Raw genomic sequence first — 14,803 nt, 5'->3', positions numbered from 1 at the left:
AGGCTGGGTAACCCATGGGTAATGAGCGCCCTTCAAGCCGTACGTGGTTTGATGCGCAGGAAAGGTGTCCGGGGGCGCAGAAAGGCACAGCCAGCCCACTCCACGGAACTGGCAGGCGGGAATCGTGAGGATCTTCGGCAAGGGACGGCACCGGCCCTCCGCCTCCTGGCGGCAGGCCACGGACCGGGCGTTCACTCTCATCGGCGACGGCCGGTACGAGGACGCGGGCGCACTGCTGACGCGGGCCGCCGATCTGGAACCGTGGCTGTCGGAGTCCTGGTTCAACCTCGCCCTGCTGCACAAGTTCCGGCACGACTGGGAGCAGGCCAGGGCTGCGGGCCTCAGAGCCGTCGCGCTGCTGGACCGGGACACCGGTGCACCCGACTGGTGGAACGTCGGCATCGCCGCGACCGCCCTGCAGGACTGGCCGCTGGCCCGCCGCGCCTGGCAGGCCTACGGACTCCGGGTGCCCGGCGCCGCGACCGGCTCCGGGGAACCCGTCGGCATGGACCTCGGCAGCGCGGCCGTACGGCTGTCACCCGAGGGGGAGGCCGAGGTCGTGTGGGGGCGGCGGCTGGACCCCGCGCGGATCGAGGTGCTGTCGATTCCGCTGCCGTCCTCGGGCCGGCGCTGGGGCGAGGTCGTCCTGCACGACGGGGTGCCGCACGGGGAGCGCACCACCAGCGCCGGGCACACGTATCCGGTGTTCGACGAGATCGAGCTGTGGGCGCCGTCCCCGGTGCCGACCTGGGTGGTGCTGCTGGAGGCGGCCACCGAGGCCGACCGGGACGCCCTGGAGCAACTGGCCGCCGACGCCGGGTTCGCCGCCGAGGACTGGTCGTCCTCCGTGCGGCTGCTGTGCCGGATGTGCTCCGAATCACGGATGCCGTCCGACGAGGGCGACGGCGAGCACCTCGACCCGCACGACCACAGCGAGCCGGGGCATCCCGGGCCGCTCGGGCACCGGACGGACGGGCAGCTGTGGGTGCCGGAGCGCGAGTGCGGGGTGGCCGCGCCGGCTTCGCTGGTCCGGGGGTTGCTGGACGGATGGGTCGCGGACAGTCCGGAGTCCCGGGACTGGCGGGATCTCGAAGAGGTGTGCTGAGGGCGCGGGCCGGTTGCGGCCGGTCCCGCCCACGCGGCGGAGCCGCACCACCGTCACGGTCCCGGCCGCTCGGGCGCGCATCCCCCCGTACCCTGTATGAGCATCCACTCCCCGTTCATGTCAGGAAGGCGTACGTCGGTCATGGCGCAGCAGGACACCGATCAGCAGCACGTGGGCGTGCTCCCCGTCGACGACGAGGGCTTCGTCGTGGACACGGAGGACTGCGAGGCGCGCGAGTCGGACTGGCGGGAGCGCGGCACCTCGCGGCCGATCACCGTCGTCGGTAACCCGGTGCTCCACAAGGAGTGCAAGGACGTCACCGAGTTCGGTGAGGAACTCCAGCAGCTGGTCGCGGACATGTTCGCCAGCCAGCGCACCGCCGAGGGCGTGGGCCTGGCCGCCAACCAGATCGGCGTGGACCTGAAGGTGTTCGTCTACGACTGCCCGGACGACGAGGGCGTGCGGCACGTCGGCGTGGTCTGCAACCCGAAGCTCGTGGAACTGCCCGCCGAGCGGCGCCGGTTGGACGACAGCAACGAGGGCTGCCTGTCGGTGCCGACCGCGTACGCCTCGCTCGCCCGGCCGGACTACGCCGAGGTGACCGGACAGGACGAGAAGGGCAACCCGATCAAGGTGCGCGGCACCGGCTACTTCGCGCGCTGCCTCCAGCACGAGACCGACCACCTGTACGGCTACCTGTACATCGACCGGCTCTCCAAGCGCGAGCGCAAGGACGCGCTGCGGCAGATGGCCGAGAACGAGCCGCGCTACCCCGTGGTCGCCAACGACTGACCGCCCCCGGCCCCTGCGCGACGGCCTTCCGGACGGCGCCCGATCAGGTTCTCGTGCCTGGCCGGGCGCCGTTCGCGTGTGCGTCGCGCGTTCGGTCCGCTTCACTTCTCCAGTGATCAAAAACCAGTCACGCAAGAGGGGAATCTCAGCGCAGGGGGGCAGTGAATGGAGCAAATCCGTTCCCAGACCGGTCAGTTGTGGTGCTGAATAGGAAGCGCGGGGATACGCACCGGCGCACGCCCGGCACAGCGGGCGGGCGTGCGCCAACAGGCGGCTGAGAGGGGTTTGTTCGTGCATGCTTTCTCGCAGGGCACCACAACGACATCGACCGCGATCGCAGTCCCACCCTCACTCCGGCTCCCGGTGATCGAGGCGGCCTTTCCCCGGCAGCTGCACCCGTATTGGCCCAGGCTCCAGGAGAAGACCCGCACCTGGCTCCTCGAAAAACGTCTCATGCCGGCGGACAAGGTCCGGGAGTATGCCGACGGCCTGTGCTACACGGACCTCATGGCGGGCTACTACCTGGACGCACCCGACGACGTGCTCCAGGCGATAGCGGACTACAGCGCCTGGTTCTTCGTCTGGGACGACCGTCACGACCGCGACATCGTGCACGGCCGTCCGGCCGCCTGGCGGCGTCTGGCCGGGCAGCTGCACGCGGCACTCGGCGCACCCCGGGCCCACCTGCACCACGAGGACCCGCTGGTCGCCGGGTTCGCCGACAGTGTCCTGCGGCTGTACTCGTTCCTGCCGGCGACCTGGAACGCCCGGTTCGCCCGGCACTTCCACGCGGTGATCGACGCGTACGACCGGGAATTCCACAACCGCACGCACGGAATCGTCCCGTCCGTCGAGGAGTACCTGCGGCTGCGGCGGCTCACCTTCGCGCACTGGATCTGGACCGACCTGCTGGAGGCGAGCGCGGGACGGGAACTGCCGGACCGGGTGCGGAAAAACCCCGCCTTTCGGCGGGCGGCGCTCCTGAGCCAGGAATTCGCCGCCTGGTACAACGACCTCTGCTCACTTCCCAAGGAAATAGCGGGGGACGAGGTCCACAATCTCGGAATCAGCCTCATCACGCATGAGGGGCTGACGCTGGAAGAGGCGATCGTGGATCTGAGACGGCGCGTCGAGGACTGCGTATCCGAATTCATCGTCGCCGAACGGGAAGCTTTACGGTTCGCCGACGAAATCGCCGACGGCACCCTGCGCGGAAAGGAACTGAGCGTCGCGGTACGGACCTGCGTCCGCAATATGCGGAACTGGTTCAGCAGTGTCTACTGGTTCCACCACGAGTCCGGCCGGTACACGGTGGACAGCTGGGACGACCGGTCCACGCCCCCGTACGTCAACAACGAAGCGGCTGGTGAGAAATGAGCGTCGAGTCGGTCGGGCCCGAAACCAGGACCGGTGAGGGAACCGAACTGCGTGAGCCGCCCGTGACCGGCGGCGGGGTTCCGCTGCTCGGCCACGGCTGGAAGATGGCCCGCGACCCGCTGGCCTTCATGGCCCAGCTGCGCGACCACGGCGACGTCGTACGGCTGAAGCTCGGCCCGAAGACGGTGTACGCGGTGACCACGCCGGCCCTCACCGGCGCCCTCGCGCTCAGCCCCGACTACATCATCTCGGGGCCGCTGTGGGAGTCCCTGGAGGGCCTGCTCGGCAAGGAGGGGGTGGCCACCGCCAACGGTCCGCTGCACCGGAGGCAGCGGCGCACCATCCAGCCGGCGTTCCGGCTCGACGCCATCCCGGCGTACGGGCCGATCATGGAGGAGGAGACGCACGGGCTCGTGGCGCGCTGGCGCTCCGGCGGCGTCATCGACTGCACCTCGGAGTCGTTCCGGGTCGCGGTGCGCGTCGCGGCCCGCTGCCTGCTGCGCGGCCGGTTCATGGACGAGCGCGCCGAGCGGCTGTGCGGCGCGCTCGCCACCGTGTTCCGCGGCATGTACCGGCGGATGGTCATCCCGCTCGGCCCGCTCTACCGGCTGCCGCTTCCGGCCAATCGCGAATTCAACCGGGCGCTGGCCGATTTGCATCTCCTCGTGGACGAGATCGTCGCCGAGCGGCGGGCATCCGGTCAAAAGCCGAACGATTTGCTGACGGCTTTGCTGGACGCGAAGGACGACAATGGCGAGCCCATCGGGGACCAGGAGATCCACGACCAGGTCGTCGCCATCCTCACTCCCGGAAGCGAAACCATCGCCTCGACGATCATGAGCCTGCTGCAGGTGCTCGCGGAACACCCGGAACACGGCGACAAGGTGCGCGACGAAGTTGAATCCGTGACCGGTGGCCGACCGGTGGGATTCGACGACGTCCCGAGTCTCACGCACACCAACAATGTCCTCGTGGAGGCGATGCGACTGCGCCCGGCCGTCTGGATTCTGACCCGCCGGGCGGTCACCGACACCGAACTCGGCGGCTATCGCATTCCGGTCGGGGCGGACATCATCTACAGTCCGTACGCGATCCAGCGCGATCCGAAGTCGTACGCCCGCAACCTGGAGTTCGACCCGGACCGGTGGCTTCCGGATCGGGTCGCGGAGCTCCCGAAATATGCCATGCGGCCATTCGGCGTGGGCAATCGGAAGTGCCCGAGCGACCACTTCTCGATGGCGATGCTCAGCCTGGTCACGGCGGCGCTGGCGACGGCGTACCGCTTCGAGCAGGTGCCGGGCTCCGACGGCGGCGTCCGCGTCGGCATCACGCTCCGCCCCAACCGGCTGCTGCTGAAGGCCGTTGCGCGGTGAGGCGACCGGGGTGAGACAGCCAACGTGGGACGGCCGAGGTGAAGCGACCGAGGTGAGACGGCCGTGGCGAGGCGTCCGGACCGGGCGGCGGAGCCCAGGCGACCGGCGTGCGTTCAGGCGGCCTGCGGGCCCCGGAACGCACGCCGGTAGGCGTTCGGCGTGGTGTTGAGCGCCCGGACGAACTGGTGCCGCAGCGCCGCCGCGGTACCGAAGCCGGTGCGCGCGGCGATCGCGTCCACCGTGTCGTCCGTGCCCTCCAGCAACTCCTGGGCGAGCAGCACCCGTTGGCGCAGCAGCCAGCGGTAGGGCGTGGTGCCGGTCTCCTGCTGGAAGCGGCGGGCGAAGGTGCGCGGCGCCATGTGGGCGCGGGCGGCGAGCTGCTCGACGGTGACCTCCTGGTCGAGGTGCCGCTCCATCCAGGCCAGCACCTCGCCGACCGTGTCGCACCGGGACCGCGGCAGGGGCCGCTCGATGTACTGGGCCTGGCCGCCGTCGCGGTGCGGCGGGACCACCATGCGCCGGGCGATCTTGTTGGCGACCTCCGGCCCCTGCTCCTTGCGCACGATGTGCAGGCAGGCGTCGATGCCGGCGGCGGTGCCGGCCGAGGTGATCACCGGGTCCTCGTCCACGTACAGGACGTCCGGCTCCACGACCGCCCGCGGATACTGCCGGGCCAGCTCCCGCGCGTGGTGCCAGTGCACCGCGCACCGCCGCCCGTCCAGCAGCCCGGCGGCGCCCAGCACGAACACCCCGGAGCACACGCTCAGCACCCGCGCCCCGCGCTCCACGGCGCGCACCAGGGCGTCGATCAGCGCCGGCGGATACTCCCGCCGGGCGTAGTCGCTCCCGGCGGGCACGGTGATCAGGTCGGCCTCGTCCAGCCGGTCCAGGCCGTACGGCGTGGACACGGTCAGCCCGCCGACGTGGGTGCCCAGCGCCGGGCCCTCGGCGGAGACCACCGCGAAGTCGTACACCGGGAGTCCCTCGTCGCTGCGGTCGATACCGAAGACCTCGCAGACGACGCCCAGTTCGAAGGGGTGCACACCGTCCAGCAGGACGGCGGCCACGTTCTTCAGCATGCTGCCAGTGTGCCTCGGATCTGGCAGTAAATCGAGGGTGCGCGGCAGTCCTGCCACTGTCAGGAGTGTCCGGCCAGTACGAGACTTACGGCATGAACGCATTCCTCGGATACCTGACCGTCCTGGCCCTCTTCGTCCTCCTCGCCGGGCCGGCGCTCGTGGGACTGCGCCACGAGCGCCGGATCGACCGCCAGCTCGACCCGCGGCCGAGGGCTCAGAAGTCCTCGTCCAGGTCGACGGTGCCCTCCACCGCCACCTGGTACGCCGACGGACGCCGCTCGAAGAAGTTGGTCAGCTCCTGAACCCCCTGGAGCTCCATGAAGGAGAAGGGGTTCTCCGAGCCGTACACCGGGGCGAAGCCCAGGCGCGCGAGACGCTGGTCGGCCACGCACTCCAGGTACTGCCGCATCGAGTCGGTGTTCATGCCGGGCAGGCCGTCGCCGCACAGGTCGCGCGCGAACTGCAGCTCGGCCTCGACGGCCTCCCGCAGCATGTCGGTGACCTCCTGCCGCAGCTGGTCGTCGAACAGCTCCGGCTCCTCCTTGCGGACGGTGTCGACCACGTCGAACGCGAAGCTCATGTGCATGGTCTCGTCGCGGAACACCCAGTTGGTGCCGGTGGCGAGACCGTGCAGCAGGCCCCGGCCGCGGAACCAGTAGACGTAGGCGAAGGCGCCGTAGAAGAACAGGCCCTCGATGCACGCGGCGAAGCAGATGAGGTTCAGCAGGAAGCGGCGCCGGTCCGCCCGCGTCTCCAGGCGGTCGAGCTTCTCCACCGAGTCCATCCACTTGAAGCAGAACTCGGCCTTCTCCCGGATGGAGGGGATGTTCTCCACGGCCGCGAAGGCGGCGGCGCGGTCCTCCGGGTCGGGCAGGTAGGTGTCCAGCAGCGTCAGATAGAACTGGACGTGGACGGCCTCCTCGAACAGCTGCCGCGACAGATACAGCCGCGCCTCGGGCGAGTTGATGTGCTTGTAGAGGGTCAGCACCAGGTTGTTCGCCACGATCGAGTCGCCCGTCGCGAAGAACGCGACCAGCCGGCCGATCAGGTGCTGCTCGCCCGGCGTGAGCTTCGCCAGGTCGGCGACGTCGGAGTGGAGGTCGACCTCCTCCACGGTCCAGGTGTTCTTGATGGCGTCCCGGTAGCGCTCGTAGAAGTCCGGGTAGCGCATCGGGCGGAGAGTGAGTTCGAAGCCGGGGTCGAGAAGGTTCTGGGTCATGACAGTCGGCGCGGAGCGCCGTCCTCCAGGGGTGGTGGTCGGGTGGCGGGCGGGAACTACTGGCAGGCTTCGCAGGACTCGGGGTTCTCCAGGGAGCAGGCCACCGCTTCGGCCTCCTGCGCGGGGACGGCGGCGCGGGCCGCGCGGGCGATCCGGGTCGCCGGGCGCGAGCGCAGGTAGTACGTCGTCTTCAGGCCCTGCTTCCAGGCGTACGCGTACATCGAGGAGAGCTTGCCGATGGTCGGCGTCTCCAGGAACAGGTTCAGGGACTGCGACTGGTCGAGGAACGGGGTGCGGGCGGCGGCCATGTCGATCAGGCCGCGCTGCGGGATCTCCCACGCCGTGCGGTACAGCCGCCGGACGTCCTCGGGAATCCACGTGAAGTCCTGCACCGAGCCGTTGGACTCGCGCAGCGCCTCACGGGTGCGGGCGTCCCACACGCCGAGCCTCTTGAGCTCCTGCACCAGATACGAGTTGACCTGGAGGAACTCGCCGGACAGCGTCTCGCGCTTGAACAGGTTGGACACCTGCGGCTCGATGCACTCGTAGACGCCCGCGATGGAGGCGATGGTGGCCGTCGGCGCGATCGCGAGGAGCAGGGAGTTGCGCATGCCGACCGCCGCGACGCGCTCGCGCAGCGCGGCCCAGCGCTCCGGCCAGGTGAGCTCGACGTCGTAGTGGTCGGGGTGCAGGACACCCCGGGCCGTCCGGGTCCCGTCCCAGGCCGGGTGCGGGCCGCTGCGCTCGGCGAGGTCGGCGGACGCCTCGTACGCGGCCAGCATGACGCGCTCGGCGATGCGGGTGGACAGGGCGCGGGCCTCGGGGGAGTCGAAGGGCAGCCGCAGCTTGAAGAAGACGTCCTGCAGGCCCATCGCGCCGAGGCCCACCGGACGCCAGCGGGCGTTGGAGCGGCCCGCCTGCTCGGTCGGGTAGAAGTTGATGTCCACGACGCGGTCGAGGAAGGTGACGGCGGTCCGGACGGTCTCGTCCAGCCGCTCCCAGTCGATGTCCCCGGCCGCGGTGTCGACGAACGCGCCGAGGTTGACCGACCCCAGGTTGCAGACCGCCGTCTCGCCGTCGTCGGTGACCTCCAGGATCTCCGTGCACAGATTGGAGGAGTGGACGACCCGGCCGGGCTCCGCGGTCTGGTTGGCGGTGCGGTTGGCGGTGTCCTTGAAGGTCATCCAGCCGTTGCCGGTCTGCGCGAGGGTGCGCATCATCCGGCCGTACAGGTCGCGGGCGGGCAGCGTCTTCGTCGCCAGGCCCTTGGCCTCCGCCGCCCGGTACGCCGCGTCGAACTCCTCGCCCCACAGGTCGACCAGCTCCGGCACGTCCGCCGGCGAGAACAGCGACCACTGCTCGTCGGCGTTCACACGGCGCATGAACTCGTCCGGCACCCAGTGCGCGAGGTTCAGGTTGTGCGTGCGCCGGGCGTCCTCGCCGGTGTTGTCGCGCAGCTCCAGGAACTCCTCGATGTCGGAGTGCCAGGTCTCCAGGTAGACGGCGGCGGCTCCCTTGCGCCGGCCGCCCTGGTTCACGGCGGCGACCGATGCGTCGAGGGTCTTCAGGAACGGGACGATGCCGTTGGAGTGGCCGTTCGTGCCGCGGATCAGCGAACCGCGCGAGCGGACCCGGGAGTAGGCGATGCCGATGCCGCCGGCGTGCTTCGAGAGCCGGGCGACCTGGTGGTAGCGGTCGTAGATGGAGTCCAGCTCGTCCTTCGGGGAGTCGAGGAGGTAGCAGGACGACATCTGGGGGTGGCGGGTGCCGGAGTTGAACAGTGTGGGGGAGGACGGCAGGTAGTCGAGGCGGCTCATGAGCCGGTAGAGCGCCGCGACCTCGTCCACCGCGCGGGGCGTGTCGTCCTCGGCGAGACCGGCGGCGACGCGCAGCAGGAAGTGCTGGGGCGTCTCCACGACCTTGCGGGTGATCGGGTGCCGCAGCAGGTAGCGGCTGTGCAGGGTGCGCAGGCCGAAGTAGCCGAAGCGGTCGTCGGCGGCCGGGTCGATCAGCGCGTCGAGCCGGGCCGCGTGGAGGCGGACGAACTCGGCGGTGCGATCGGCGATGAGCCCTTCGCGGTGGCCGGTGGCGACGGACTCGGTGAAGACGGTGACGCCCTGCGAGGCGGCCTCGGCGCGGATGCCGAGGGTGAGCAGCCGGGCGGCCAGCTTCGAGTAGGCGGGGTCCTCCGAGATCAGGCCGGCGGCGGCCTCCGTGGCCAGCTCCCGCAGCTCGGCCTCGTCCGCGTGCGCCGACCGGCCGCGCAGTGCCGCGGCGGCGACCCGGCCGGGGTCGGCGTCGGGCAGGTCGGCGGTCAGCTCGGTCAGGGTCCGCAGCAACGCGGCACCGGGACCGTCGTCGGGAACCTGGGTCGCTGAAGCCGGATCGGCTGGCGCGATGGTCACGTGGGGCTCTCCCTCGCTCGGCACGGGGCCTCGCCGAGGGACGGGGGCAGCTCACGAGCGCACGCGGCGTCGCGTCCACCGGCCCATTCCACGAGGCCCGGACGTCATGCGCCGGGCCGGACGGCCGGGCGCGCCGTCGGCAGGTCCTCGGACTGAACGGGCGTGCGCGAACACGCCGGTACACCGTTGCGGGACAGTTCCGGATTCGCACCGGATTCCCCTGTGGCGACAGCGAGCACGAGCATACATCTTGTGTCGGGGCGTCAAAGCACCCCCACATCTTGTGTCAGAGTGTCAGTCGGTAGGTGAGCAGCGTGATGTCGACGACCTCCGGGAGGGGGTTCCAGTCGCGCTCCGGTGTGCGGACGAAGCCCAGCCGTTCGTAGAGCCGGTGCGCGGCGTGCATGGTGCGCTGCGTGGACAGCACCACGCCTGTCCGGTCCGGCAGGGCCCGGGCGCGGTCGACGCAGGACCGCACCAGAGCCTCGCCGACCCCGCGGCCCCGAGCGGCGTGGGCCACGGCGAGCATGCGGATCTCGGCCTCCGAGGGACCGGCGATGTCGGCCATCGACCCGCCGGACGGTACGAACGTCACGCCGCCCAGCACGTCCGCGTTCCGGGTGGCGACCAGCACCTGGGCGTGCGCCGCGCGCTTGGCGACGTCGCGCAGCTCGTCGAGGTAGGCGTCGCTCTCCCCGAAGTCCAGCAGGCCGTCGCGGAGATAGGCCTGCGCGGTGATCTCACCGAGGGTCTCGTACTCGGCGGGGCGGGCCCGCCTGATCACGATGTCCATGGAGTGAGTGTGCCCGACGGGTACGGCAACGGGCCGCCGGAACTCCCCGGCGGCCCGTTGCCTGTGCGGAGCCCGTCAGTGCGCGGAGCCCGCGGTCGCCGGCGGAAGCTCCACCTGGACGCCCGGGTCGCCCGCGTCCGCCGTGTAGTCCTCCGGCTTCGTCTCGTCCACGCCCTCGGGAGCCTTCGCGGCCCTGAGGACGAAGGTGAGGACCACCGTGACGACGACGTTCAGCACGAACGCCGTGAGGCCGATGTAGCCGATCTCGCCGATGCCGGGGATCTCCTTCGAGGAGCCGCCGAAGTGCTTCTGCGTCGGCGAGGCCACGCCGTACGCGGCGACCGTGCCGTAGATCATGCCGACCGCCCAGCCGGCGAGCAGGGCCCAGCGGTGGAACCAGCGGGTGAACAGGCCGCCGACCAGGGCCGGGAAGGTCTGCAGGATCCAGATGCCGCCCAGCAGCTGGAAGTTGATCGCGACCGTCTTGTCCATGGTCAGGACGAAGGCCAGCGCGCCCACCTTCACCAGCAGCGAGACCAGCTTGGAGACCTTGGTCTCCTGGGCCGGCGTCGCGTCGGGCTTGATGAAGTCCTTGTAGATGTTGCGGGTGAAGAGGTTCGCCGCCGCGATCGACATGATCGCCGCCGGGACCAGGGCACCGATGCCGATGGCCGCGAAGGCCACGCCCGCGAACCAGTCCGGGAACATGGTCTCGAACAGCTGCGGAATCGCCAGCTGGCCGTTCTGCACCTTGATGCCGGCCGCGATCGCCATGAAGCCGAGCAGCGCCAGCAGGCCCAGCATCAGTGAGTACAGCGGCAGGATCGTGGTGTTGCGGCGGATCACGTCACGGCTGCGGGAGGACAGCGTCGCGGTGATCGAGTGCGGGTACATGAACAGCGCGAGCGCGGAGCCCAGCGCCAGCGTGGCGTACGTCCACTGGCCCGCCTCCGCCGGCACCAGCGAGCCGCGCGGCGCGCCCGTCGCCGGGTTGGTCTGCGAGAACGCCTCGCCGGCCTTGGCGAAGATGTCGTCGAAGCCGCCCAGCTTGATCGGGATGTAGATGATGGCCACGGCGATGACGATGTAGATCAGCGTGTCCTTCACGAACGCGATCAGCGCGGGCGCCCGCAGACCCGACGAGTACGTGTACGCCGCGAGCACGCCGAAGGCGATCAGCAGCGGCAGGTCCTTGATGAACCAGTTGGTGTCCTCGCCGCCACCGACTCCCATCACGTCCAGCACGGCCTGGATGCCGACCAGTTGGAGCGCGATGTACGGCATCGTCGCCAGGATGCCGGTGAGCGCGACGGCCAGCGACAGGCCCTTGGAGCCGAACCGGCCGCGCACGAAGTCGGACGTCGTGACGTAGCCGTGCTTGTGCGACACCGACCACAGGCGCGGCAGGAACGTGAAGATCAGCGGGTACACCAGGATCGTGTACGGCACCGCGAAGAAGCCGGCCGCGCCCGCCGCGTAGATCGCCGCCGGTACGGCCACGAAGGTGTACGCCGTGTACAGGTCGCCGCCGAGCAGGAACCAGGTGACCCAGGTGCCGAACGAGCGGCCGCCCAGGCCCCACTCGTCGAGGCTGTGCTCGTTCTCGGCCTTGCGCCAGCGCGCGGCCAGGAAGCCCATGACCGTGACGAGCAGGAAGAAGAAGATGAAGACGGCGAGTGCCACGCCGTTCACGCCGTCGTTCATTCCGCCGCACCCCCCTTGCCGCCGGAGCGGGCGCGCTGGTCACGCTGCCACAGCTTGTACGCGACCATGGTGAGCAGCGTCGACAGCAGCACCCACAGCATCTGGTACCAGTAGAAGAACGGGATGCCGATGAACGCCGGGTCGGTCTTCGTGTAGGAACCGACCCACAGCATGGCCACGAAGGGCGCTATCAGGCAGAGAGCGATGACGACGCGCATGGGCGTCACCACCGGCTCTCTGTTCACATCTGGGGCTTGCGACATCTGACGGCTCCGTCCCCTCACAGGTCACCCGGGTAATGCGGAGGAAATCTAGGTCAGGGGGTCGCCGAACGGAACCCCTCGTCCGCATTCCGATCCTCAGCGGCACCGGTAGCCCTGCCGTGGGGTCCTTTTCCTGGCGGTCCGTCCGCCTGCGCCGGGGCCCGAACCCGCTCAGTCCTGCGGGCGCTTGAGCCGTGCCACGAACTTGTACCGGTCGCCCCGGTAGACGGACCGCACCCACTCCACCGGCTGGCCGTCCCGGTCCAGGGAGTGGCGGGACAGCATCAGCATCGGCAGGCCCACGTCCGTGCCGAGCAGGCCGGCCTCGCGCGGCGTGGCCAGCGACGTCTCGATGGTCTCCTCGGCCTCCGCGAGGTGGACGTCGTACACCTCGGCGAGCGCGGTGTAGAGGGACGTGTACTTCACGAGGCTGCGGCGCAGCGCGGGGAAGCGCTTCGCGCTCAGGTGCGTGGTCTCGATGGCCATCGGCTCGCCGTTGGCCATGCGCAGCCGCTCGATGCGCAGCACGCGCCCGCCGGCCGTGATGTCGAGCAGCCCGGCGAGCCGGTCGTCGGCCGTGATGTAGCCGATGTCGAGGAGCTGCGAGGTGGGTTCGAGGCCCTGGGCGCGCATGTCCTCCGTGTAGGAGGTCAGTTGCAGCGCCTGCGACACCTTCGGCTTGGCGACGAAGGTGCCCTTGCCCTGGATGCGCTCCAGACGCCCCTCGACGACCAGTTCCTGAAGGGCCTGCCGGACGGTGGTGCGCGAGGTGTCGAACTCCGCGGCCAGCGTGCGCTCGGGCGGGACGGGAGTGCCCGGCGCCTGCGTCTCCGTCATGTCGAGCAGGTGCTTCTTCAGTCGGTAGTACTTGGGCACGCGCGCGGTACGGACGGTCGCCCCACCCTCGTTCTCCGCACTGCTGACGTCGGTGCTCATGCTCTGCCTTCCCGGCTTCGAGTGCCGAAACGACCGACATCCCGTCGGTCACGGCTCACATCGTGGCACGGCCGCGCGCGGGGATGTTCCCCACCGGCTCCGTGATCCCCTTTGTATACCCTCGGGGCCCTCGCTGGTCTAGTCCACACGGCCGTCCCGGCGTGGCGGTCCACCGCATAAGTGGTACGTCCGATCTGTCGCTTGCGGAACGAAAGATCCTTGCATATCTCGGTCGCATCACGGACCGCCACAGCCCGCATGAACACCCTTGACAGGCCTATTGGTCTGGGCCAAGCTCCCCCTACTGGTCTACACCATTGGTCCAGGTCCCGGCCCCATGGGCGGTCGTCAGTCACCGCGGGGAGCAGGGGGGTTTGTGGCATCCCTGAGGAGGGTGGCGTGAAGCGCAAGCTGATATCCGCGATCGCGGTCGCGGGCATGATGGTCTCCATCGCGGCATGCGGGGGCGACGACGGCGAGGAGAACAAGGCCGGGGCGGACGGCTACAAGGGCCAGACCCTCACGGTGTGGGTGATGGACGGCTCGTCGCCGGACCAGTGGCAGAAGGACCTGGCCGCCGAGTTCGAGAAGAAGACGCAGGCCAAGGTCACGTTCGAAGTCCAGCAGTGGAACGGCATCCAGCAGAAGCTGACCACCGCCCTGTCCGAGGAGAACCCGCCGGACGTCTTCGAGATCGGCAACACCCAGACCCCGGCCTACGCCAAGACCGGCGGCCTCGCCGACCTCGCCGACCTGAAGGCCGAGATCGGCGGCGAGTGGACCGAGTCCCTCAACGAGTCGTCCGTCTTCGAGGGCAAGCAGTACGCGGCGCCCTGGTACTTCGCCAACCGCGTCGTCCTCTACAACAAGAAGATCTGGGCCGACGCCGGCATCAAGGACACCCCGAAGACCCGGGACGAGTTCTACGACGCCCTGAAGACCATCGGCGAGAAGACCGACGCCGAGCCGATCTACCTGCCCGGCCAGAACTGGTACCACTTCGTCGGCCTGGCCATCGGCGAGGGCGCCGAACTGGTCAAGAAGGACGGCGACAAGTACGTCTCCAACCTCGACGACCCGAAGGTCGCCGCCGCCATGGAGACCTACAAGAAGTTCCAGGCCCTCTCCAAGGCGCCCAAGGACAAGGACGAGGCCACCCCGCAGCAGGGCGAGGTCTTCGGCAAGGGCAAGGTCGGCGCCTTCATCGGCATGGGCTGGGAAGCCGGCATCGCCATCAAGGCCAACCCGGAGATCGAGAAGGAGATCGGCTACTTCACCATCCCCGGTGCCACGGCCGACAAGCCCGAGGGCGTCTTCGTCGGCGGCTCCAACCTCGCCGTCGCCGCGGGCAGCAAGAAGCAGGACCTCGCCAAGGAGTTCCTGAAGCTCGCGCTCTCCGACAAGTTCGAGGGGCAACTCGCCAAGCTCAACGGCGTCATCCCGAACAAGGAGTCGCTGCAGAGCAACCTCAAGGGCAACGCCGTCGCCGAGGCCGCCGCGCCGGCCGCCGCGGGCGGTGGCACCACGCCGCTGATCCCGGAGTGGGCCGCCGTCGAGAACGCCCCGAACCCGGTCAAGACGTTCATGACCGCCGTGCTGAACGGCAAGTCCCCGGCCGCCGCCGCCAAGCAGGTCGAGGACGAGTTCAACAAGCGTCTGGCACAGCAGCAGTAGGGCCGCTCAAGCCGGGGCGGGGCCACCGTGTGACACGGCCCCGTCCCGGCGCCCGTACGCATGTCGCAAGACCTGCGCAGGCC

General features: G+C 69.7%; 13 protein-coding genes and 1 riboswitch. Of the genes, 6 read left to right on the top strand and 7 right to left on the bottom strand.

From position 1 onward, the window contains the following. Positions 1–124 precede the first annotated feature (124 nt). From QC282_RS08300 to QC282_RS08285, 4 genes are all read left to right on the top strand, one after another. A complete protein-coding gene (locus QC282_RS08300; RefSeq protein ID WP_279548580.1) occupies positions 125–1,105 on the top strand; it encodes a hypothetical protein in 981 nt (326 codons plus the stop codon). A 141-nt stretch (positions 1,106–1,246) separates the two neighbouring features. Beyond that, positions 1,247–1,897 carry a peptide deformylase gene (def, locus tag QC282_RS08295; RefSeq protein ID WP_279548579.1) on the top strand — a complete coding sequence of 217 codons (651 nt, stop codon included), beginning with the start codon at positions 1,247–1,249 and terminating at the stop codon, positions 1,895–1,897. Positions 1,898–2,188: 291 nt separating this feature from the next. Further along, entirely contained in the window at positions 2,189–3,274 is a 1,086-nt protein-coding gene (gene cyc1, locus QC282_RS08290; protein WP_279548578.1) for an epi-isozizaene synthase, read from the top strand. Then, on the top strand, positions 3,271–4,647 hold the full coding sequence (locus QC282_RS08285; protein WP_279548577.1) for a cytochrome P450: 1,377 nt from the start codon (positions 3,271–3,273) through the stop codon (positions 4,645–4,647). Before cyc1 ends, QC282_RS08285 begins: the two co-directional genes overlap by 4 nt. Positions 4,648–4,760: 113 nt before the next feature. Here the strand turns inward: QC282_RS08285 and QC282_RS08280 are convergent, their stop codons facing one another. Beyond that, positions 4,761–5,726 (bottom strand): GlxA family transcriptional regulator, encoded by a 966-nt coding sequence (locus tag QC282_RS08280; RefSeq protein ID WP_279548576.1) that lies wholly within the window; start codon positions 5,724–5,726, stop codon positions 4,761–4,763. A gap of 92 nt (positions 5,727–5,818) precedes the next feature. Between QC282_RS08280 and QC282_RS08275 the strand changes: the two genes are divergently transcribed. Then, a complete protein-coding gene (locus QC282_RS08275) occupies positions 5,819–6,028 on the top strand; it encodes a hypothetical protein (protein ID WP_279548575.1) in 210 nt (69 codons plus the stop codon). Here the strand turns inward: QC282_RS08275 and QC282_RS08270 are convergent. From QC282_RS08270 to QC282_RS08245, 6 genes are all read right to left on the bottom strand, one after another. Next, positions 5,941–6,945: a ribonucleotide-diphosphate reductase subunit beta gene (locus QC282_RS08270; RefSeq protein ID WP_279548574.1), complete on the bottom strand. Its 1,005-nt coding sequence runs from the start codon at positions 6,943–6,945 to the stop codon at positions 5,941–5,943. The genes QC282_RS08275 and QC282_RS08270 overlap by 88 nt on opposite strands. 56 nt (positions 6,946–7,001) lie before the next feature. After that, complete coding sequence (locus QC282_RS08265; protein WP_279548573.1) at positions 7,002–9,350, bottom strand: ribonucleoside-diphosphate reductase subunit alpha; 2,349 nt, start codon at positions 9,348–9,350, stop codon at positions 7,002–7,004. A gap of 120 nt (positions 9,351–9,470) precedes the next feature. Next, positions 9,471–9,612, bottom strand: a riboswitch (cobalamin riboswitch). Between the two features lie 24 nt (positions 9,613–9,636). After that, positions 9,637–10,143 carry a GNAT family N-acetyltransferase gene (locus QC282_RS08260; protein ID WP_279548572.1) on the bottom strand — a complete coding sequence of 169 codons (507 nt, stop codon included), beginning with the start codon at positions 10,141–10,143 and terminating at the stop codon, positions 9,637–9,639. A gap of 75 nt (positions 10,144–10,218) precedes the next feature. Then, a complete protein-coding gene (gene mctP / locus QC282_RS08255) occupies positions 10,219–11,847 on the bottom strand; it encodes a monocarboxylate uptake permease MctP (RefSeq protein ID WP_279548571.1) in 1,629 nt (542 codons plus the stop codon). Next, positions 11,844–12,110, bottom strand: coding sequence for a DUF3311 domain-containing protein (locus tag QC282_RS08250; RefSeq protein ID WP_279548570.1), 267 nt, complete (start codon positions 12,108–12,110; stop codon positions 11,844–11,846). Before QC282_RS08250 ends, mctP begins: the two co-directional genes overlap by 4 nt. A 171-nt stretch (positions 12,111–12,281) precedes the next feature. Beyond that, positions 12,282–13,046: a GntR family transcriptional regulator gene (locus QC282_RS08245; protein ID WP_279548569.1), complete on the bottom strand. Its 765-nt coding sequence runs from the start codon at positions 13,044–13,046 to the stop codon at positions 12,282–12,284. Between the two features lie 399 nt (positions 13,047–13,445). On the opposite strand from QC282_RS08245, the gene QC282_RS08240 reads away from it, so the two are divergent. After that, on the top strand, positions 13,446–14,720 hold the full coding sequence (locus QC282_RS08240) for an extracellular solute-binding protein (protein WP_279548568.1): 1,275 nt from the start codon (positions 13,446–13,448) through the stop codon (positions 14,718–14,720). Positions 14,721–14,803: the final 83 nt, after the last annotated feature.

Origin of the sequence: Streptomyces sp. DH24, assembly GCF_029813775.1 — a bacterium.
Taxonomy (GTDB): Bacteria; Actinomycetota; Actinomycetes; order Streptomycetales; family Streptomycetaceae; genus Streptomyces.
The sequence above is the reverse complement of the archived record's forward strand: the minus strand, read 5'-3'. Positions and strand labels throughout refer to the sequence as shown.

What these genes read in the sequence shown, in the direction of transcription:
- def (WP_279548579.1), top strand. Translation starts at nt 1,247, where the DNA reads ATGGCGCAGCAGGACACCGATCAGCAGCACGTGGGCGTGCTCCCCGTC.
- QC282_RS08285 (WP_279548577.1), top strand. Translation starts at nt 3,271, where the DNA reads ATGAGCGTCGAGTCGGTCGGGCCCGAAACCAGGACCGGTGAGGGAACC.
- QC282_RS08280 (WP_279548576.1), bottom strand. Translation starts at nt 5,726, where the DNA reads ATGCTGAAGAACGTGGCCGCCGTCCTGCTGGACGGTGTGCACCCCTTC.
- QC282_RS08275 (WP_279548575.1), top strand. Translation starts at nt 5,819, where the DNA reads ATGAACGCATTCCTCGGATACCTGACCGTCCTGGCCCTCTTCGTCCTC.
- QC282_RS08270 (WP_279548574.1), bottom strand. Translation starts at nt 6,945, where the DNA reads ATGACCCAGAACCTTCTCGACCCCGGCTTCGAACTCACTCTCCGCCCG.
- QC282_RS08260 (WP_279548572.1), bottom strand. Translation starts at nt 10,143, where the DNA reads ATGGACATCGTGATCAGGCGGGCCCGCCCCGCCGAGTACGAGACCCTC.
- mctP (WP_279548571.1), bottom strand. Translation starts at nt 11,847, where the DNA reads ATGAACGACGGCGTGAACGGCGTGGCACTCGCCGTCTTCATCTTCTTC.
- QC282_RS08250 (WP_279548570.1), bottom strand. Translation starts at nt 12,110, where the DNA reads ATGTCGCAAGCCCCAGATGTGAACAGAGAGCCGGTGGTGACGCCCATG.
- QC282_RS08245 (WP_279548569.1), bottom strand. Translation starts at nt 13,046, where the DNA reads ATGAGCACCGACGTCAGCAGTGCGGAGAACGAGGGTGGGGCGACCGTC.